Source organism: Oceanospirillum beijerinckii DSM 7166 (assembly GCF_000422425.1).
GTDB classification, from domain to species: Bacteria; Pseudomonadota; Gammaproteobacteria; order Pseudomonadales; family Halomonadaceae; genus Oceanospirillum; species Oceanospirillum beijerinckii.
Genome location: NZ_KE383831.1, coordinates 37025 through 57390, shown reverse-complemented (window position 1 = coordinate 57390; position 20366 = coordinate 37025). Strand labels below are relative to the sequence as shown.

14 protein-coding genes are annotated in these 20366 nt (G+C 49.6%); 5 read left to right on the top strand and 9 right to left on the bottom strand.

Annotated elements, in window-relative coordinates; genetic code table 11:
- Window positions 1–42: 42 nt before the first annotated feature.
- The 3 genes from H579_RS0121845 to modA all read right to left on the bottom strand — a co-directional run bounded on the left by H579_RS0121845 (window position 43) and on the right by modA (window position 4316).
- Window positions 43–1503, bottom strand: coding sequence for a sigma-54-dependent transcriptional regulator (locus H579_RS0121845; protein ID WP_211224783.1), 1461 nt, complete (start codon window positions 1501–1503; stop codon window positions 43–45).
- 104 nt (window positions 1504–1607) lie between these two features.
- On the bottom strand, window positions 1608–3206 hold the full coding sequence (locus H579_RS27055) for a transporter substrate-binding domain-containing protein (protein WP_245583341.1): 1599 nt from the start codon (window positions 3204–3206) through the stop codon (window positions 1608–1610).
- A gap of 333 nt (window positions 3207–3539) precedes the next feature.
- Entirely contained in the window at window positions 3540–4316 is a 777-nt protein-coding gene (gene modA / locus H579_RS0121835) for a molybdate ABC transporter substrate-binding protein (protein ID WP_028302428.1), read from the bottom strand.
- Here modA and H579_RS0121830 point away from each other — a divergent pair.
- Window positions 4292–4570 carry a hypothetical protein gene (locus H579_RS0121830; protein WP_157834686.1) on the top strand — a complete coding sequence of 93 codons (279 nt, stop codon included), beginning with the start codon at window positions 4292–4294 and terminating at the stop codon, window positions 4568–4570. The two genes, modA and H579_RS0121830, sit on opposite strands and share 25 nt — an antisense overlap.
- A gap of 158 nt (window positions 4571–4728) precedes the next feature.
- Here the strand turns inward: H579_RS0121830 and hutH are convergent, their stop codons facing one another.
- The 3 genes from hutH to hutC form a co-directional block, all read right to left on the bottom strand.
- Complete coding sequence (gene hutH / locus H579_RS0121825) at window positions 4729–6273, bottom strand: histidine ammonia-lyase (protein WP_028302426.1); 1545 nt, start codon at window positions 6271–6273, stop codon at window positions 4729–4731.
- 14 nt (window positions 6274–6287) lie between these two features.
- Window positions 6288–8030, bottom strand: a complete 1743-nt coding sequence (gene hutU, locus H579_RS27050) for a urocanate hydratase (protein WP_051228181.1) — start codon at window positions 8028–8030, stop codon at window positions 6288–6290.
- Between the two features lie 180 nt (window positions 8031–8210).
- Window positions 8211–8939, bottom strand: a complete 729-nt coding sequence (hutC, locus tag H579_RS0121815) for a histidine utilization transcriptional repressor HutC (protein ID WP_028302425.1) — start codon at window positions 8937–8939, stop codon at window positions 8211–8213.
- A 145-nt stretch (window positions 8940–9084) separates the two neighbouring features.
- Between hutC and hutI the strand changes: the two genes are divergently transcribed.
- Window positions 9085–10371 (top strand): imidazolonepropionase, encoded by a 1287-nt coding sequence (hutI, locus tag H579_RS0121810; RefSeq protein ID WP_051228179.1) that lies wholly within the window; start codon window positions 9085–9087, stop codon window positions 10369–10371.
- Window positions 10372–10385: 14 nt separating this feature from the next.
- Window positions 10386–11357, top strand: coding sequence for a formimidoylglutamase (gene hutG, locus H579_RS0121805; protein ID WP_028302423.1), 972 nt, complete (start codon window positions 10386–10388; stop codon window positions 11355–11357).
- Between the two features lie 114 nt (window positions 11358–11471).
- On the opposite strand, the gene H579_RS0121800 is transcribed toward hutG, so the two are convergent.
- Complete coding sequence (locus H579_RS0121800; RefSeq protein ID WP_028302422.1) at window positions 11472–13493, bottom strand: methyl-accepting chemotaxis protein; 2022 nt, start codon at window positions 13491–13493, stop codon at window positions 11472–11474.
- A 767-nt stretch (window positions 13494–14260) separates the two neighbouring features.
- Between H579_RS0121800 and H579_RS0121795 the strand changes: the two genes are divergently transcribed.
- The gene (locus tag H579_RS0121795; protein ID WP_051228177.1) at window positions 14261–15943 is read left to right on the top strand and encodes a methyl-accepting chemotaxis protein; all 1683 of its coding nucleotides are present in this window, start codon (window positions 14261–14263) and stop codon (window positions 15941–15943) included.
- A gap of 137 nt (window positions 15944–16080) precedes the next feature.
- Here H579_RS0121795 and H579_RS27045 read toward each other — a convergent pair whose 3' ends face one another.
- Complete coding sequence (locus H579_RS27045; protein ID WP_036567165.1) at window positions 16081–17196, bottom strand: CobW family GTP-binding protein; 1116 nt, start codon at window positions 17194–17196, stop codon at window positions 16081–16083.
- Between the two features lie 239 nt (window positions 17197–17435).
- A complete protein-coding gene (locus tag H579_RS0121785; RefSeq protein ID WP_051228175.1) occupies window positions 17436–18785 on the bottom strand; it encodes a carboxyltransferase domain-containing protein in 1350 nt (449 codons plus the stop codon).
- Between the two features lie 444 nt (window positions 18786–19229).
- Here H579_RS0121785 and H579_RS0121780 point away from each other — a divergent pair, with 444 nt between their 5' ends.
- Complete coding sequence (locus tag H579_RS0121780; RefSeq protein ID WP_051228173.1) at window positions 19230–20333, top strand: asparaginase; 1104 nt, start codon at window positions 19230–19232, stop codon at window positions 20331–20333.
- Window positions 20334–20366: the final 33 nt, after the last annotated feature.

The following is a 20366-nucleotide window of genomic DNA, read 5'->3' as shown; positions in this document are numbered from 1 at the left end:
ATATCAAAAACTTATCGGGAATGGTATAACTTTTTAGGTTGTCTAAGACTCAGGCCGGGCCTTCTTTAAGCGCTTGCTTAGTGCTGGTTGAGAAATTCCCAACAAACGAGCGGCCAGGGACTGGTTATTGTCTGCCCTGCGCAGGGCTTCTTCTACTAACAGACTATCCATCATCGCCAGTGTGGGTAGTGGCGTATCAGGGTTAAACTGCACCGGAGCCTGATTTGCAGCCGATCCGCTATCTTGTGACCCTTCATCCTGAAGCAGATGACTGTTCTGATCTTGTTCCAGCAGATGACGGAAACCTTCCATCGATAACAGATGGGATTTATGGCGACTCAGCGCATCAAAAACCAAAGCTCTTAGCTCGCGGATATTGCCGGGAAAATGGTAGTTACTGAGTAGTAGCGGTAACTCAGAAGGGTAACCGGGTACGGATTTCTCCATCTCTGCAGCGGCTTGAGCGAGGAAATGATCCAGCAACAGTGGAAGATCCTCTTTGCGCTGACGCAGGGCGGGAATCTCTACCTGATGGATACACAAACGGTAGTAGAGGTCTTTACGAAAACGGCCTTCGCTTTGGCGCTGCTGCAGATCCTGATGGGTCGCAACAATCACTCTGGCCTGACTACGTTTTGGCCTGTCACTGCCCAGAGGGTAGTATTCGCCTTCTTGCAGTAAACGCAGCAGTTTAACCTGAGAGGCCATGCTGAGATCACCGATCTCATCCAGAAACAGGGTGCCACCAGCGGCCTCTTCAATTAAGCCCGGACGGGCGCGATCAGCTCCGGTAAAGGCGCCCCGTTGATGACCGAATAGGGTATCGGCAAAAACGTTATCATCTAACCCTGCAACATTAACAGTGACCAGAGCGCCTGAGCGTTGGCTTAGCTTATGGGCGGCCTGGGCGATTAGCTCTTTACCCGTGCCGCTTTCACCACAAATCAGTAGCGGTTGGCTGCTTCTGGCAACGGATTCCAGGTATTGGAAAATAGCGCGCATCTGGGGGCTGCGGGTGACGATATTATCAAAGGCTTCCGGGTGTTCCAGGCTGTTGCTCATCATACGTCGGGTTAGCGCCTGGTTTTCCAGTTGCATCTCCTGCATACGAATAGCCCGTTTGATACCTTCCAGTAGCCGCCCTTCTTCCGTGGTTTTTACAAAGTAATCAAACGCGCCGAGCTTCAGACATTCAACGGCGGATTCCACCTGGTTGAGGCCAGAGATAATAATCACTGTAATCTCAGGATGTTGCTCATTGATCATCTGTAGCAGCTGCTGCCCGGAGAGGTGGGGCATGGTCAGATCCAGCAGTACAAGGCCAATGGGGTGTTGCTCAAGTTGCTGCTGTGTCAGCAGATCCATCACCTGACGGCTATCGTCGCAGCGATGTAGGTTGTTGATACCGCCGTTACGCTCCAGCGTCATACTCAGGCTGCGTAGAAAGGAGGCTTCATCATCCACCAGTAAAACACCAAATTCAGGGAAGAGGCTCTGTTTGATCATTATGGATTATCTTATTTTTAGTGTAGTTACAGGTTTTAATGCGTTTTTAGCCGACTGTTAATGAGTTTTTAGATCGGATAGTGTACCTATGGAAATAAGCTTTAGGTTGGCAGCAGCAGAGTAACCCGTGTGCCCTCACCGGGCGTAGAAGCAAATTGCAGCAGCCCTCCATGGGCCTGAATAATACCACTGGAGACCGACAATCCCAGTCCTGTACCACCCTGTTCCCGTTTGGTGGTAAAGAAGGGGTCAATCAGACGATTGAGGTTCTCCTGCTCGATACCACAGCCCTGGTCGATCACTTCCAGACCGATTTTCTGATCTGAAGGGTCATAGAAGGTACGCACACTGACACCTTTGTCACGGTTTTCCAGAGCCTGGCAGGCATTCAGAATCAGATTGATCACCACCTGCTCAATCCGTTGGGCGTTGCCTCTTACCTGAGGCAGAGGTTTAAAGTACTCAACAGTGAAGTGATCCGTATGCTTGCGGATGGAGTTATCTACCAGACGAATAGCGATCTCTGCGACCTCATTAAGATCAAACGCGACGATCTCATCATCATGCTGCTGACGGGCAAAATCTTTCAGATCTTCGACGATACGTTTGATGCGCTGGGTACCGTCCTGCATATCCTCCAGTAGTTGAGGCAGCTCGTTACGCATACGGGAATAGGGCAGGCCCGCAAGCAGAAAACCCCCTTGCTCCTGATAATACTGCTCCAGAATCTCTTCGGCGTCCTGCCAGGCATCTTGCAACGTGGGTATATTCAGTAGCAGCAGACCGGCAGGGTTATTAATCTCATGGGCGACGCCGGATACCAGGACTCCTAATGAGGTCATTTTATCCGCCTGAATCAGTTGCTGTTGCTGGATATGCAGCTCGGCACTGCGTCGATTGACTTCCCGTCTGAGCATACGGTTCCAGATCACGGTGCCACCGAGTACCACCAGTAATAGTGCAGAGATAATAGCAGCGGCTTTACCAATATTTTGCCAATGGAAGCCTTTGTCTTGCAGTGGGCTTAGCCATTTATTGTAGATCTGTTGCTGGCGACCGGTATTTTTCAGAATAGCCAAGCCTTCACTGAATTGTGCCAATAACGCTTCCCGCCCCTTGAGAACCGCATAACCGTAGCGTTGTGCCTGAAAAGTTTGCCCTACAGGCACGATATTGGACAGCCCCAGCTCTTTACCCAGATACAGGCCTGGTAGGTTGGCTACCAAAGCATAATCGTGTTTACCTGCGGCCAGACTACGCAGGGCATCGGCATGGGTTTGTACAGTGATCAATTTGGCCCCGACATCATTATCCAGCAGATAGTCATGCATAATGCCGTTTTCCTGTACGACGACCTCTTTGCCGGTCAGCTGGTGAAGATAAGAGATCCGAGGCATGCCTTTACGGGCAAAGACTGACTGATGAATGATGGCGTGGGCCGGGGTGAAATCAAACTGCTTTTTACGCTCATCCGAGCTGATCATACCCTGAAGGGCATCAATCTTACCCTGTTCCAGTGCTTTTCTGACTTCTGACCAGGGGCCCATCTGAAAGGCCACCTTCATACCCATCACTTCAGCGATCGCTTTAGTCAGATCAACGTTATAACCGGCGGGTTCACCGTTATCGTCGATAAACTCATAGGGTGGGTAGTTATAGTCTCCGCCGATAAGGATCACGCCCTCAGAGTTTTGAGACACACTGTCACTTACTTCTATTACAGAATGCTCATTGGCCCAAACAGGAAGTGATAATGTCAGTAAAATTGACAGGAAAGGTAGTATCAGGCATGGGAAAGAGAGGAGATATCGCCTTTGGCTTTTGCTTTGAGCATCAGACCGTAATCTGGCTTCAAATGGAAAAAACAGAAACATAGCAGATAGCCACCAGCCTTGGCATAGAACAGGAATTCAGATGGAGTATCATACCCCTATCGCGACTTTAGTTGAATGCTCTCGTTGCAAGCTGTCGCGGTTAGCTTGAATGGCTTAATCTGAAAAAGTTTAAGCAACTGCAGTTCTCTCCGGTGTTCATTAAGGGGTTGTATAGCCTTGGCTCTGAATCAATTGTTTGATTTCAGGGCTTTTCACAAAGCGAAAAAACTGCTGAGCGGCAGGTTTGTCGTTCAGTAATACGGCCTGTTGCTCAATCGGTGAATACAGACTCTGGTCTGGTAGCCAGTAAGAGCCGGAATATTCTGAATATCCGCTCTTTTGCTTGAGTTGTTGCAGTTGAGAGAGTGCGATAAAACCCAGTTGTGCATTTCCGGTTTTTACATACTGATAAGCCTGGGCGATATTCTCCCCTCGTACCAATTTTCCCTGTAGTGATTGCCAAACTCCCTTGGCTTCCATCACCTGTTGCGCAGCCTGGCCATAAGGTGCCAGTTTAGGGTTTGCAATAGCCAGATAATGAAAATGATCCTGTCGTAATATGTCACTGGAGTCATCAAAGAAGCGAGCCTTGGGACTCCATAGCACCACCCGACCAATAGCATAAGTAAAACGGCTATTCGCTAAAGTGTTACCTTCCTGTTCCAGGCGCTTTGGACTTTGGCTGTCTGCAGCAAAAAAAGCATCGAAGGGCGCACCATTTCTAATTTGAGCGTAGTGCTTACCGGTAGAACCGGAAATTAAACTGATCTGATGCCCGGTTTTTTGTTCAAATCGTTGTGCTATCTGTTTTAGTGTCGGCGTAAAGTTACTGGCGACTGCAATACGTACGTTATCTGCCTGAGCAATTTGTACTATGGGGGGCAGGGCTGGTGACAGGAGTATCAGGCTTAATGACAGTAGAGAAATCTTGGGCATGCAGGGGTCTTTTGTTTTGGGTTATGCAAGTGTATCTTACATATGGCTTTTTTGCTCTAGTTCTGGCCGTGTTTGTTCCCTCTTGTGGTGCAGACTATGCACGAACGCAAAGCAATGATGCCATGAATCATCTACTGGACAAGGCTGAGCAAGAGGGCTTTTTGAGGGCTGAAGACCAAGGACTGCTTTTGCGTGCGGACACGCCAGCGAAAATGCTGGATCAAATGAACGATTTTTACGCCTTGAAACAATAGCTTCAGTTGTAATCAACCTGAATAGCCTGCTCTTTTGACGGATTGACATTAGAGTATTAGAAAGCCCCATCGGTTTTAAACAATGAGGCTTTTTGTGTTACAGCTCGGTTTGTGCAAGATGATACGGAATACAAAGACCTTGTCTTGCGTTTAGTATTCTACGCCGAAATTTTAATCACTTCCGTGACAAATTTCTCCAACGCACCCTCTCGAATCAATGTAGCTGCGGCTTCAATATCCGGTGAGAAATAGCGGTCTTTGTCGTAGAAGGCTACACGGCTGCGCAGCTCTGCTTTAGCCTGCTCCAGAATATCCGATGTCTTCAGTGGGCTGCGGAAGTCGATCCCCTGACAAGCCGCCAGCAGTTCTACCGCCAGAATACCCGTGGTGTTTTCATGCATATCCTGTAGACGGCGGGCGGCCCAGGTCGCCATGGAGACATGGTCTTCCTGGTTAGCTGAGGTTGGCAGGCTATCGACGGAGGCTGGGTGTGCCAGGCCTTTGTTCTCGCTGGCTAGGGCAGCCGAGGTCACCTGGGCGATCATAAAGCCGGAGTTAACACCGCCGTTATCCACCAGGAAGGGTGGTAGGCCGCTCAGGTTGGAGTCGATCAGCAGGGCCATACGACGCTCAGACAGAGAGCCGATTTCGGCAATAGCCAGAGCCAGATTATCCGCAGCAAAGGCGATTGGCTCGGCGTGGAAGTTACCGCCGGAGATAATATCGCCATCTTCCGGGAACACCAGTGGGTTGTCGGATACGGCGTTACACTCGGTCAGAATCACCTCACTGGCCTGACGGATCTGAGTCAAACAAGCGCCCATCACCTGAGGCTGACAACGCAGGGAGTAAGGGTCCTGCACTTTTTCACAGCTACGGTGCGAGTCTTCAATCTGAGAGTGATCCAGCAGGGCGCGATAGGCTGTTGCCATATCGATCTGGCCTTTATGACCGCGTACCTGGTGGATACGATCATCAAATGGGCGACGGGAACCAGTGGCTGCTTCCACACATAGCGCGCCAATAACCGTCGCAGACAGTAGCGCATTTTCTGCTGCGAACAGACCTTGCAGAGCGAATGCCGTAGAGGCCTGAGTACCGTTTAGCAGTGCCAGCCCTTCTTTGGGTGCCAGTTCTATTGGCTGTAAACCGGCCAGCTCCAGTGCCACTTTGGCGGAGATGGTTTCACCTTTGTAGATCGCCTGACCTTCCCCCAACAGTACCGCCGACATATGCGCCAGTGGCGCCAGATCACCGGAAGCACCCACAGAGCCTTTCTTAGGAATACACGGGTAGATCTCACGATTCAGCAGGGTAATCAGGGCTTCAATGACCGACAGGCGAATACCGGAAAAACCACGGGCCAGAGAGTTAATCTTCAGCACCATCAGCAGACGCACGGTGTTTATCGCCATCATGTCACCGATACCGGCGGCATGTGACAGTACGATACTGCGCTGCAGGGTTTCCAGCTCTTCCGGTTCGATCCGGGTATTGGCCAGCAGACCAAAACCCGTATTGATACCGTAAACGGTGCGGCCTTCGCTGATTACATTGGCGACGGTTTGGGCGGAGGCATGAATGGCGTCGTGGCAGCCTGCATCCAGAGAGAGTTTAACCGGGTTGTCGTTGATCTGACGCAGTTGTGCCAGTGTCAGTTGACCAGGAACCAGGTGTAGTTCATAAGCGTTCATTGTTGTCATCTCCGGTTGGTTCCTTATTCGCTATCCGTGTTGTTATCTGTATCGCTATTTGTATTGTTATTTGTGTCGCCTTGAGCCTGTTGACGCGCTTTGTTGATCATAGGTAGATTGAGGCCATTACGCTCAGCGCTATTACGGGCGATCTCGTAACCGGCATCGGCGTGACGCATCACACCTGTGGCGGGATCGTTCCACAACACACGACCCACACGGGCGGCAGCTTCATCTGTACCGTCACAGCAGATCACGACACCAGAGTGCTGGCTAAAGCCCATACCTACGCCACCACCATGGTGCAGACTGACCCAGGTGGCACCGCCTGCGGTGTTCAGCAGGGCATTCAGCAGCGGCCAGTCGGATACGGCATCGGAACCGTCCATCATGGCCTCGGTTTCACGGTTAGGGGAGGCTACGGAGCCGGAGTCCAGATGGTCACGACCAATGACAACCGGGGCTTTCAGCTCGCCGTTTTTAACCATCTCATTAAAGGCCTGACCCAGACGGGCACGGTCTTCCAGACCCACCCAGCAGATACGGGCAGGCAGTCCCTGGAACTGAATACGCTCGCGAGCCATATCCAACCAGTTGTGTAAGTGTGGATTATCCGGGATCAGCTCTTTCACTTTCTGATCGGTTTTGTAGATATCTTCCGGGTCACCAGACAGCGCCACCCAGCGGAAAGGGCCGATGCCTTCACAGAACAGTGGGCGGATATAAGCGGGTACAAAACCTGGGAAATCAAAGGCGTTTTCGACACCTTCTTCCAGTGCCATCTGGCGGATATTGTTACCGTAATCCAGTGTCGCTGCGCCCTGGCTTTGCAGGTCCAGCATGGCTTGAACCTGTACCGCCATGGATTGTTTCGCCGCTTTTACCACTGCGGCTTCATCTTGCTGGCGCATCGCTTTGGCGTGATCCATGGTCCAGCCCTGTGGCAGGTAACCGTTTAATGGATCGTGAGCAGAGGTTTGGTCGGTGACCACATCAGGTGTGATGCCACGTTTTACCAGCTCAGGGAAGATATCTGCTGCGTTGGCGAGTAGGCCGATAGAGGTGGGTTGGCCGCTGTCCAGAGATTCCTGCAGCATCTGCATCGCTTCATCCAGAGAGGTGGCTTTTTTATCCACATAACCGGTACGCAGACGGTAGTCGATACGGCTCTCATCGCACTCAACAGCGATCATAGAGAAGCCCGCCATAGTGCCTGCCAGTGGCTGAGCGCCGCCCATACCACCCAGACCACCGGTCAGAACCCAGCGGCCTTTGGCATCACCATTAAAGTGCTGTTTTGCGACGGCGACAAAGGTTTCGTAAGTGCCCTGAACGATACCCTGAGAGCCGATATAGATCCAGGAACCTGCTGTCATCTGGCCGTACATCATCAGGCCTTTTTTATCCAGCTCGTTAAAGTGCTCCCAGTTGGCCCAGTGCGGCACGATATTGGAGTTGGCGATCAGAACACGCGGTGCGTTTTCGTGGGTTTTAAATACGCCCACAGGCTTGCCGCTTTGTGCCAGCAGCGTCTCGTCTGTTTCCAGCTGCTTCAGGGTTTCAACAATGGTGTCGTAACACTCCCAGTCACGAGCCGCGCGACCGATACCGCCGTAAACCACCAGCTCGTGGGGGTGTTCGGCAACATCCGGGTCCAGGTTGTTCATCAACATACGCAGTGGTGCCTCTGTCAGCCAGCTTTTGGCGCTGAGTTCGGTGCCGTGTGGCGCACGGATCACGCGCGAAGTATCAAGACGCTTGTTCATAACAAAACCCTTTATCTTTCTCTGTCTGTTCGGCTTAGGCCGATTTGTTTTTATTCCGTCCCGTACCAATCCATCAAATGATGGTCAGAGCGTGGACTTTAGTTCATTTACCGGGTGTTGTTGTGACGCAGCTTATTCCAGGTTTATGCCCTGTTGTGCTCTTAAGGCAGCAGACGCCTGTCACAACGGAGTATTAAACTGAATATGCCCACCCAGTCGGTAGCGGTTTCCGGGATGAATCAGCCTTGCCAGACTGATCATGCCGTTTCGGGAGTAGGTGTGCCGGATCACCTGTAAGCAGGGTGCGGTTTCCACCATATCCAGCAGTTGAGCCTGATCATGGCTTGGCAACACCGCTTCCACCATATGGTCGGCCTCTGTCAGTGGTGCCACCTGTGATAAATAGGCATTAGGCGTTTGCTGACTGAAGTCCTGCTGTAGATAATCGGGCACCCGTTCGGCACTGACCCAGCGCTCTTCCAGCTGCAAGGGTGTACCGTTATCACAATGCACAATACGGCTGAAAAACAGCGTACTGCCTTCCTGAACACCGAAACGGGCCGCTTCATAACCACTGGCCGGGCGTGCTTCCAGATTCAGAATCCGGCTGGAGTAGCTGTGGCCCCGTTCACTGATCTCATCGGCAATATTGCGAATCTCCAGCATGGAGCCACTGGCTTTCTGATCCGCGACAAAGGTTCCCAGTCCCTGGGTGCGAATCAATACACCTTCATCCTGTAACTCCGTCAGCGCACGGCGTGCCGTCATACGGCTTACACTAAACTGATTAACCAGCGTATTTTCTGATGCGACTTTATCGCCGGGTTTTAACTCCCCGGTTTCGATCTGATGCAGCAGATGGTTTTTGATGTTGGCGTAAGCCGGTGCATTGGCTGTACTGGTTTTCAAAAGATTCGTCCCCCGAATTTGTAATCAGTCTAGCTTGTATATACTTGTCTATACAAGTAGTCTTGTGAAAAAAGTTTTCTGCCTGATGGATTACGCTCAGGCTTTAAAAGATATATTTTAAAAGCGATAATAAAGAGATGACCCCATGACAGTGTCAGATTCCTTGGTAAATCATAGCAGTACAGCACCTCATAAGTGTGATCTGTTAATAGAAAATATCTCCCTGGCGACAATGCAGGGCTATAGTGAGGGTATACCGGCTTTGCCTGAAGCAGAGGCTTATGGCCGGATTGAGCAAGGCGTGTTAGCCGTCACTGATGGTCGTATCAGTTGGCTGGGTGCAGCTGTTGATGCTCCAGCGTTTGAAGCACAGCAGTGTGTGGACGGCCAAGGCGGTTGGTTAACGCCGGGTTTGATCGATTGCCATACTCATCTGATCTATGGCGGCAGCCGTGCCCGTGAGTTTGAGTGGCGCTTGCAGGGTATCTCCTATGAGGAGATTGCTTGCAAAGGTGGCGGTATTGTCAGTACGGTCACCGCGACACGGGCCGCGTCTGAAGATGAGCTGTTTGCTTCAGGCTTAAAGCGTCTTAAGCGTTTGATGGCCGAAGGTGTCACGACGGTTGAGATCAAATCCGGTTATGGTTTGGATACCGAAACGGAACTTCGGATGCTCAAAGTTGCCGGGCGACTGGCGGAGCATACCGGGTTAACGGTAAAGCGTACTTTTCTCGGTGCCCATGCTGTTCCCGTTGAATACAAAGAGGACCCTGATGCTTATCTGGATATTGTCATCAATGAGATGCTGCCTCAGGTCGCAGAGCAAAAGCTGGCCGATGCGGTGGATGTGTTCTGTGAAGGTATCGGTTTTTCACCGGCTCAGACCCGGCGTTTATTTGAGGCAGCAGTGAAACATGGTTTACCGGTAAAAGGCCATGTGGAGCAGCTGAGTGATCTAAAAGGTGCCGTACTGGCAGCAGAGTTTAATGCGTTGTCGGTGGATCATCTTGAGTACCTGGCAGAAGAGGATCTACCGGTTTTAAAACAAGCGGGCACTGTGGCGGTGATGCTGCCGGGAGCGTTTTATTGTTTGAAAGAAACAAAGCTGCCACCCATAAAAGGGCTGTTTGAACACCAGATTCCGGTAGCGGTATCGACGGATTTAAACCCCGGTACTTCTCCGATAGCGTCTTTGTTGTTGGCGATGAATCAAAGCTGTGTGCTGTTTGGACTGACGCCGGAACAAGCGTTAGCCGGTACCACCTGCCATGGGGCTAAAGCGCTGGGGCTGGAAGATCGTAAAGGCATGCTGCAGGTGGGCTATGATGCGGATCTGTTGTTGTGGTCTATCGACCATCCCAGTGAACTCAGCTACGGTATTAATATGCACCGTCCGGCAAAAATCTGGCTGGCGGGGTGTGAAGTACAATGAATCGGAGTGAATAAATGACCTACAATCCTGCAGATATGACCCTGTGGACAGGGCGGGTGGACAGTGAAGAAGCAGGTATCAGCAGCCGCTGGCATCAGGAGGTCAGCTCTTTGCCTGCTCAGGGTGCTGAAGCAGGCAATATTGCGCTCTTAGGCTTTGCCTGCGATGAAGGTGTGCGTCGTAATAAAGGTCGTCGTGGGGCCAAATTGGGGCCTATGGCAATCCGTCAGGCGCTGGCCAATACGGCCTGGCATCTGGAGGGGGTGGTTTATGATGCCGGAGATGTCAGTTGTGATGATTCAGCCCTGGAAGTGGCGCAAAACCAATTAACAGCCAAGGTGGCTCTCTTACTGGATCAGGGATTAAAACCGATTGTGCTGGGCGGTGGGCATGAGGTTGCCTGGGGCAGCTATAAAGGCATCGCCCGCCATGTGTTTGAGCGGCAGCCTGATGCCCATGTGGGGATTATCAATCTGGATGCTCATCTGGATTTGCGCAATCCAGAACTACAATCTAGTTCCGGTACGCCGTTCCGTCAGATAGCAGAATGGTGTCAGGCGAAGCATAAGCCTTTTCATTACTACTGCCTGGGAGTGAATGAAACGGCTAACACTCAGGCACTGTTTGATTTCGCCCGAGAGCAGGGTGTGCTATGGCGTTTGGATAAGGACTGCAAGCTGACGGATCTTGAGACAATTCGTCAGGATGTGGCGGACTATCTGGCACAACTGGATTATCTTTATCTGACTATCTGTCTGGATGTATTTGCCGCTTCTGCAGCGCCCGGCGTGAGTGCGCCTTCGGTGATGGGATTGGAGCCTGTGACCGGTATGCAACTCATGTTGATTGTTCTGGAGGAGGCTCAAAAGGCTGATGTGTCTGTGGTATTGGCAGATATCGCCGAGTGTAATCCGACGCTGGATGAGGAAGGTCGCACGGCTAAGCTGGCAGCACGTTTGGTAGCGGAGCTGGCGCAACGTTTGTAATAACAGAACCGCCTTGAAATCGTTGAAATAACAGCCTCTTATCTTCTGATTTGTTAAATGAAGATAAGCGGCTGCACTGATCTCAGGCCGGTTTATAGGAGCAGCTTTGTCTTATCAGGTTTTAAACGTACTGACCCGGCTTTTCAGTTCCTGGGTTTGTTGCAGCATATGCTGACACGCATTCACGGTATCATTTGCACCTGACGCCGTATCACTCGCCGCTTGGAAGATACTGTGGATATTCCGTTCGATCTCGTTCGACACCATGGTCTGCTCTTCACTGGCAGACGCGATCTGGCTGTTAAAATCCACAATCTGTTCGATATGCTCTGAGATCAGGTTCAGGGTTTCAGATACCGCAGAGGAGTTGCTCACCGTCTGACTGGCTTTTTGGTGGCTCACCTGCATCGCCTCAACAGCGCCATTAACCCCTTCCTGCAGTTGAATGATCATATGCTCAATCTCGGATGCGGAGTTCTGGGTGCGCTGAGCCAGAGTTCTGACTTCATCGGCCACCACGGCAAATCCCCGGCCTTGTTCACCGGCACGAGCGGCTTCAATAGCTGCGTTAAGTGCCAGTAGGTTGGTTTGTTCCGCGATGCCTTTGATCACATCCAGTACCTGAGTGATATTGCTGCTATCTTGCTCCAGTTTATGGATGACATGTACGGCCTGATTAATATCCGATGACAGACGGTTAATATCTGTCAGGGTATTTTGTACCAGCGATTGTCCCTGATGACTTTTGCTACCCACTTCACGGGATTGCTGAGAAGCGGTTTGGGTCTGGTTGGCAATTTCCTGAGCACTGCGGGTCATCTGATTAAATGCACTGGCCACTCGTTCAATCTGCTTATGTTGCTCGTCCACTGAACTATGGCTTTGACTGGCGATATGGCTGACGGATTCCGCTTGTTCTGCCACCGATGCAACAGTGGTGTTCACCATGGCAAGCAGATTGCGCATACGTTCCGCCATCCGGTTAAATTCGCTGGCAAATTGTCCCAGCTCATCACGGCTATTGAGTTGTACCTGGCAGGTCAGATCTCCCTGAGCCACTTTCTCTGTTGCGGTTAAGATCTCCTGCAAACCATGGCGTACGGAAAGATTAAAGCCCAGCATCAGGTAATTAGTGATCAGGATGGTGGCAACCACACCGATCAAGACCATATAAAAATTCTGATTTTGTTCATCAAAACGCTGCTGCAGGTTTTGCTCAACAAAGGTGACTGCCTGTTCAATAAACAGATAGATCGCCTGATGAGCCCCGGATTCCTGCTCAAAATAGGTCTGCCAATCGTGATCTAATTGTTCTTCCAACAGCAGGTCATTCTCAAAGCGGTTTAATCTTTGCTCTAACTGTTCGGGAATTGCATTAACAAAACCCAATAAATGACGGCCATAATGCGCTTGATCTGATTGGATTGGCGACATAATGATAGCCAGACGATTTTGATCGGTAATTAATGCGTCCAGCAAACTGTTTAGTGCATTAGCGAGAGCCGAGTTGATAGCCCCCGCCCGTATTGCTTTTGCAGAGTAGCTACGTACCTGCCCTTGATGCTTTAAGATAGGTTCAAGCTGATCCAACGTCAGCTTCATCAGTAAAAAGTTAGCATTGTCACTATCTCTGGATAGCCCCGTCAGTTGGCTGAACTGCCTGGTGAGGCTCCAGCTGCCTTCTACTAAGCGTTGATACTTATTAAACACGACATTGATGCTGGTGCTTTGGTAGCTGCTGCGCTCCTGTAACTGCTCGCGCAGTTTCTGAATATTGCTTTGAACCTTTCCATCCTGATCCAGTCGTTGGCTGTTGTCACTGAGTCGATCCAGTAGCTGACTGAACTGCTGTTTTTGCTGCGTGATCTCTTGCGTGAGAGATTCATCATTGCCTTGAATCAGCTGCAGGTCGCGAATTTCCGCCGCGACCTCGGTTAACTTCAATGATTGACGCAGAATCTGAATACCATCCAGCTCTTTATGGGTGACATTTTGCTGCTTAGACAATTCTGCCAACTGCAGATAAGCCAGTGCGATTAAAGGCAGCACAAACAGGATATTAATCAGAAGAAATTTATAGCCATAACTCAGCCGATTCATCAGCTTAATGGCGGGATAAACTAGGTTTGCTAGCATAAAAAAGCCCTGCGTATTTTTTATCTTATTGTTAAGTGACTGGCGGGGGCTCTGAATGGACTTCAGATCATGCTCTTTGTTGTTATTATCCGCTCAATTAAGAGACGGTGAGTGAGCGGTTTATTGACGGCCAGACATTGGTTAAGGGCGCGGATTCAGCTTTATGCACTGATTTAAAGCGCACTCAAATAATCGACTTTAGTCTTGCGTACAGGGCAAATAAGGACAATTACCAATGCAGCCGCTTTATTAACATATTCGGACAAGGGGCAAAGATAGCTAAGGGTTGGGTCAATTCCATTAGATGATAAAGAATAACCTGGCATGTGGCAGGCGTGTAGAAAGAGGTCGTCAATAGTGACGATGAGCACTTCTGTCCCGAATAACTTTTGACAGCAAGCCTATACTGTCGACAACAAGCCTGTACTGTTTATGCACTGTAGTGGTGCTTAACCCTTTTGTCTGATGCACGATAAAAAGGCATCTATACCCGTGCTGACTACATTGACGTCTCCTTTCTTGCTACAAAACGACACATTTTGTTGTCTTTTCTTACAAGGCTGGCTATCTGGCATATCCCTTGCTCTATCGAAGTGTCTTGATAGATATACAAACTGAAGAAGGCACTTTTCTTAAGTGTTTCCTATCGTTTGATTGATCATCTATAGAGACAAACACTGCCCTATAACGATACTTAAAAGAAGCTCCTGACGACTGAACAATAAAAAGGAGCAGGCGCTCTATTATGGATAAACAGGAATTCAGCAATGGCACAATATGCGGAGCAAGAATATCACTCAAAAGAGATGCCCTTTCGGTTAAATCTCGCGTTAGGCTTTTTGGTCCCCCTGGCAGCTTTATTGTTATTGGGGATGGTCAGCTTATGGGGCTTAAAAGAGATTTCACGAGGACTTGAGACGGTATACGCTGATCGTGTAGTGCCCCTGGCCAAGTTAAAAACCATTGCTGATGACTATGCCGTGTTGATTATTGATGCTATCAATAAAGCGGATGCAGGTTTAACGACGGCATCCACTGCCAGGCAGGATATCGCTACTGCTCAAGACAGAATTAATCAGTATTGGCAAAATTATCTGAAGGCTCGTCTCACACCCGAAGAAGCACAACTGGCTAAAGAAGCAGAACTCTTATTTGCTGCAGCTAATCAGGATATTGCCAGAGCACAAGCGGTATTAAGTCAGGTGCCGGAGAATGCACAGGGTTTGCTAGGCAGTATTAATGGCCCTCTATATCAAACCATTGACCCAATTAGTGAAAAGGTTTCACAGCTGGTACAGCTACAGCTGGATGTGGCTGAGCAGGAGTATTTAAAAGCTCAGGACCATTACACTCAAATCTTTAACACCATGATGGCGCTTATTGCATTAGCTATTGCCGGGAGCTTGACGGCTGGGGTCTATATTGTGCTGCGCGTTTCACGACAAATTGGTGGAGAACCTGAATATGTGCGACAAACCACTGCTTTGGTTGCGAAGGGGGATTTAACAGTTCAGGTCCCTAGAGGGGTTCCGGGTGACAGTATTATGAGTGCTGTGGGTAATATGGCTGTCGCACCGGGCTCTGTTGCCAGTAGTGTTAAAGGTGCCAGTCAGGAGGTCACCGTGTTGGCGGGACAGCTGCATCAAAGAACGGATACTACCCGCGGTTTGTTGCAAACACAGAAAGATGAGATCTCACAGGTCGTTTCGGCCATGTCTGAGATGAGCAGTACCGTGCAAAATGTAGCGCAAAACAGTCTGGAAACGGTACGGGTCAATCAGGAGGTTAAAAGCGAAATGAGTCATGGGATTGCGATTGTTGATAAAAGTATCCGTAGTATCCATCAGTTGGCTGGTGAAATTAATCAATCCGCCTCTGTGATCACCCGTTTAGCCAAAGACAGCGAAGAGGTGGGCACTATCCTGGCGGTGATTGGAGAGATTGCTGAACAGACCAATCTACTGGCGTTAAACGCGGCGATTGAAGCTGCGCGGGCTGGAGAGCAGGGACGGGGTTTTGCGGTGGTTGCTGATGAGGTACGTACCCTGGCCAGCCGTACCCACGATTCTACCCATCAGATCCAGGGTATGATCCAGAAAATCCAGGCCAGTGTTTCCGAATCGGTCTCGGCCATGCGCAATAACGAGGCAGAAGCGAAGCAGGCGGTGAGCTTTGCTGAACAAACACAGCAAAACCTGGAGAAAATTGATCAAGCCGTATCTATTGTCGATGAGATGAATACGCAGATCGCCAGTGCGGCAGAACAGCAAAGTGCTGTAGCGGAAGAGATTCATCAGAACCTGGCTGCGATCAGTGAGATTACCCAAAGCAGCAGCGAGGCCTTTGAAGAGGTTTGGCAGGCGGCCAATAATCTGGAGATAGTCGCTAAGGCACTGGAAGAACAGATGGACTATTTCAAGATTAAGTCGTCAGCCGCTATCGGGATATAGCGAGATAAATAAGGGGTACTTTATAGCCCTGCTTTGCAGGGCTTCATTCAGATCGGTCCCTCGACTGAGTCTACTTCAAACCCAATACCCCGAGGTTGCTGTACCTTTTACCGATCAATGTTGCCCGACCGACGTGACTATTGGAGTAAGCACGCCATTAAGTCAGTCTGTAACGCTTTTTCATCCAGGGGGGCTGAGCTGATCAGCTCAAACCGGGAATCCCGGCGGTAGGCAATCGGGTAAAGATCGCTTTCCGTGCCGACACGGTTATAGAAACGCCACTGATCTCTGAAACGAAATACGCCTTTCAGGCGCAGCAGGTTTGGCACCTGATCTAAGAAGGCTTGCAGTTTTTTTGGATCAAACTGGTCATCTCGATGGAACAACCAACCCGTGGTGTAAAAACCATCTCCTTGGCCTGATAAACAAACCGGTTCACCGGGTTGAACCTGTTGTAAAGCTGCTGCTGCAAAATCAGGGTTATGCTTGGCATGGTGAGAGTGATTATCGTGGCTATGGGAGTGCTCATGGTCGTGGTTATGCGAGTGGGCATGGGCATGATTGTCGTGCAGATGTTGTTCACCGGGTAGATGGCTTTCTAACCAATTACCGTGATATTCGCCATTGCGGCCGTAGTCCAGCAGGCTCACATCCAGAGAGCCCTGTTTTGCACGGCACACAAACTGCTTCGGTGGGAACATAGATAATGCAGCATGTTCAAAACGGGCGGTTTGCGCTTCAGTTGCCAGATCTGTTTTATTGATTACAATAATATCTGACAGGCTAAGTTGATCCTGAAATATCTCATTTTCCAATGTACGTGGGTCTTCCAGGCTTCTTGGATCAACCAGACAGATTACGGCGCGAACATCCAGTGCCTCTGAAAAAGTGTCATTGGTTAGAGTATCCAGAATACCTGCCGGATGACCAATACCCGTGGGCTCGATGATCAGACGATCCGGTTTATGCAGGCGAATCAGTTTCACCAAAGTGGCAGAGAGCACAACCCCGAGACTACAGCAGATGCAACCACCGGGCAGCTCTTGAACCTGTATCTCACCTTCAGTCTGATTAGGTTTGTCGTAAGCGGCCTGATCAATGCCCACTTGACCAAATTCATTAACGACGATTACCCATTTTTCATCTTCCGGTTTAGTTGCCAACAGATGGCGAATCGCTGTGGTTTTGCCAACACCTAGAAAGCCGGTAATCAGATGAGTGGGGATTTTTTTAAGCGCCTGTTTTTTGGCCATGTAAGAGATCTCTTTTGACACAGGGGGTTATCACGGTAATCTTTATGCAGGAAAATATCACTGTTGTAACACTCAATACAGGCTTTTCCGGTAAAAATGTTATGTGGTAACAATTTTTTAAAATAACAGTATAAAAAGTGAACGGTTTCCCCTGAAGCACCAGCAGAGCGTCCTCTGCATAAGGCTTTTCCCTTATCGGCTTTTACATTCCTTAACGACTCAAAAACGAATTAACGGAATTAACGGAAATAGCGGTAAAGTCGGGTCAGTTGCAGCTGCGCTTCGTATAGGCTGATCGGCTCGAAGCGTACTTCTGTTTTAGGGTGACGCTGTGCCAATTGGCCCAGATCCGGTGGATAGATACAACCCAGGATAGAGCACTTCGATAATAGCTGCCGGTCAGGCATCGCAATAACAGGCTGTCCCTGATCAGAGATCTGAACGGCACCCAAAGCCAAACCCTGCTCAGTTGATTGAGATTGTTGTGGTTTAATACTGGAACCTTCCAGGACAAAAGCCTTGCGATCACAGTCCTGAGATATCTGGTAGGAGTGGCGGAAAAAGCGCTCTAATTGATCGGCGCTAAACAGCTTACGTTGATAACCCAAAACCACTCTCAGGCTTAAAGAGTGCTGATAATCCGGAATATAGCTGCTACTGACCCGTTTGCCGATCAGGCTCTGCAGTTGGTTGTTACTGCGATGTTCCTGTTCATTACAGGGCAGTAGTTCACCAAACTGAAGTCCTGTACACGGACTATCACCACTATGTTGATCCCCAAAACCTCCCAGGCCCTGCCATTGCACTGTTGCTGAACTGCCAAAATATTGTGGCAACTGAAAACCACCCTTAACCGCCAGATAAGCTCGGGTCCCACTTTTGGGGTAACCAAATTCAATACGGTCACCGGCACGAACGGCCAGTATCTCCCAATTCGGAGCCGGTTGGTCATTAATGCTCAGGCTGAGATCTGCCCCTGTGACGGCAATCAAGGTATCCACCTGACTTTGTAGTTTTAAGCCGCCAAAGCTGATTTCAATCACAGGGCTGCTTGAGGTATTTTGCAACAGATGATTGGCCCACTGAAATGCATGTTCATCCAAGGGCCCGCCGGATGTCAGCCCCTGCTGCTGGTAACCCCGACGACCACCGTCCTGAATCTGAGACATCAGTCCTGGGTGAATAACACTGAAACCTGACTGAGGAGCCTGCTCGCTCCAGCTATCATGTGCTTGCTGAATCTGCCGTTTAGCCTCAGAGGTGAGGCCTCTGCTTTCCGTAAACAATGGTGGTAGCGGGTCGTATGACACCATTTTTGTTTTTTGTTCAGAGCTTGAACCCGGGTGTGAACTACCCTGAGCTTTTGATTGTAGCAGGGCTTCCAGCTTGGCGATCAGTTGGGCTGAGTCTGTCTTTAACAGGTCAAAGCATACTAAGAGAGAGATAGGTGCGGGCACCAGATCCGTCACTTCTTCCAGTTGAGCAATCTCATGTGCCACACTGGTTATCTGCTGCTGAATATCTGCACTGGCCTGATAGGAAAAGGCCAGCATCAGGCTATTGGCAGAGGCGATTTCAATACGGATCATTCTGTTTTCTCCATGCTATCTGTCAGTCATTAAACCGGCCAGATATTCCCCCGAAATAAAATGACAAATAAGTTTAAATGGTTGGGTTCAAGCAAATATGTAGGTTTTTTATTATGACTTTGCCATACTTAACATTTGTTTTGTCGTCATCACTTATTCGCTGTAATGCTAAGCCTTAAAGGCAAAATCCACAGTAAACGCTATACAATTCACTGTAAGCATTACGCACTGCGTGAACACGACAGCTGATAATGTATTGACATAACCCATGCTATCTCTTGTTGAGCAATCGCTATTGTCTGTCATTATTTTTGTACAGTGGCGACGTAGAGGCAATGATGCTGTTGAGATAGAGAGTTAGTTATCTAATTGTAGTGCGTTACTGTTCAACAACCCTTTGATTATAAGATAAAAACACCCTATAAATCACTTTGAGAGCCAGCCATGAGTCAAACAACCGAATTGCGCGAAACCGTTACACTGCAAACGGTGACGCAAGATATCTCACTATCCCCACGTATCGCCATTATCTACACTGGCGGCACCATAGGCATGACTCAAACGGACAAAGGTTTAGCTCCCAGCGGCAATATGGCTCAGCGTCTATCACAACTGCTGAGTCAACAACCGGACGGGATCAAAAATCAGCTTACGAGCTTTGATCTTTTTACGTTGGAGCCTCTGATTGATAGCTCTAATGCTCAACCGGAACATTGGTTCCAACTGGCAGCGATGATTTGGCGCTACCGGGATCAATATCAGGGTTTTATCCTGTTACACGGTACCGATACGCTGGCTTATACCGCTTCTGCGTTGAGCTTTTTGACTCAGGGGTTAGGCAAGCCGGTTATTGTCACCGGCTCTCAATATCCTCTGGAGTTTGAGAACAGCGACGCGCCGAATAATGTGATCGCTTCTTTGGTTTATGCCCAAAATAATCAAATTCAGGAAACTCTGGTCGCTTTTGGTGGCCATTTGCTACGTGCTAACCGCAGCAGCAAGATCAGTACCTATTCCCATCAGGGGTTTGCGACACCAAATCTTGAAGCTTTAGGCCATTGGCGTGACGATCTGTTCTCTCTTGATGGCAGTAGGCTGCTACCTGCTGTCGTTACTGACAGTAACCTGTATCTCAGCCTTAGTCAGGCCGCTCAGCAGCATCAGGCCCAGGTTTGCGTACTTAAACTGCACCCTGGTTTAAGTGCGGATCTGTTAGCACCGCTGCTACGTGCACCTGTGCAAGCTGTTGTGTTGGAAACCTTTGGTAGTGGTAATGCTCCGGATCAGAACCAAAACCTGATGGCCTTGTTAAAAGCAGCCAATGATTCTGGCATCGTCATTGTCAATCGCAGTCAGTGCCCTAATGGCCCTGTTAGTCAGAGCTATGCGACAGGCTCTGCCCTGTCAGAATGCGGAGTGATTTCTGCTGTTGATATGACCTGTGAGGCGGCTTTTACCAAACTACACTGTTTACTGCAGGCAGGCCTACAGGGAGATGAGTTAAAACAGGCATTTAAACGCAATCATTGTGGGGAGTTCAGCGTATAATTCGGCATACTGCTGGTCTTTTTTGGATTCTCG

Bases quoted from the DNA above. Each gene is read 5' to 3' on its own strand.
- H579_RS0121830 (WP_157834686.1), top strand. From the start codon at position 4,292: ATGACAGTAGAGAAATCTTGGGCATGCAGGGGTCTTTTGTTTTGGGTT.
- modA (WP_028302428.1), bottom strand. From the start codon at position 4,316: ATGCCCAAGATTTCTCTACTGTCATTAAGCCTGATACTCCTGTCACCA.
- hutH (WP_028302426.1), bottom strand. From the start codon at position 6,273: ATGACAACAATGAACGCTTATGAACTACACCTGGTTCCTGGTCAACTG.
- hutU (WP_051228181.1), bottom strand. From the start codon at position 8,030: ATGAACAAGCGTCTTGATACTTCGCGCGTGATCCGTGCGCCACACGGC.
- hutI (WP_051228179.1), top strand. From the start codon at position 9,085: ATGACAGTGTCAGATTCCTTGGTAAATCATAGCAGTACAGCACCTCAT.
- hutG (WP_028302423.1), top strand. From the start codon at position 10,386: ATGACCTACAATCCTGCAGATATGACCCTGTGGACAGGGCGGGTGGAC.
- H579_RS0121800 (WP_028302422.1), bottom strand. From the start codon at position 13,493: ATGCTAGCAAACCTAGTTTATCCCGCCATTAAGCTGATGAATCGGCTG.
- H579_RS0121795 (WP_051228177.1), top strand. From the start codon at position 14,261: ATGGCACAATATGCGGAGCAAGAATATCACTCAAAAGAGATGCCCTTT.
- H579_RS27045 (WP_036567165.1), bottom strand. From the start codon at position 17,196: ATGGCCAAAAAACAGGCGCTTAAAAAAATCCCCACTCATCTGATTACC.
- H579_RS0121785 (WP_051228175.1), bottom strand. From the start codon at position 18,785: ATGATCCGTATTGAAATCGCCTCTGCCAATAGCCTGATGCTGGCCTTT.
- H579_RS0121780 (WP_051228173.1), top strand. From the start codon at position 19,230: ATGAGTCAAACAACCGAATTGCGCGAAACCGTTACACTGCAAACGGTG.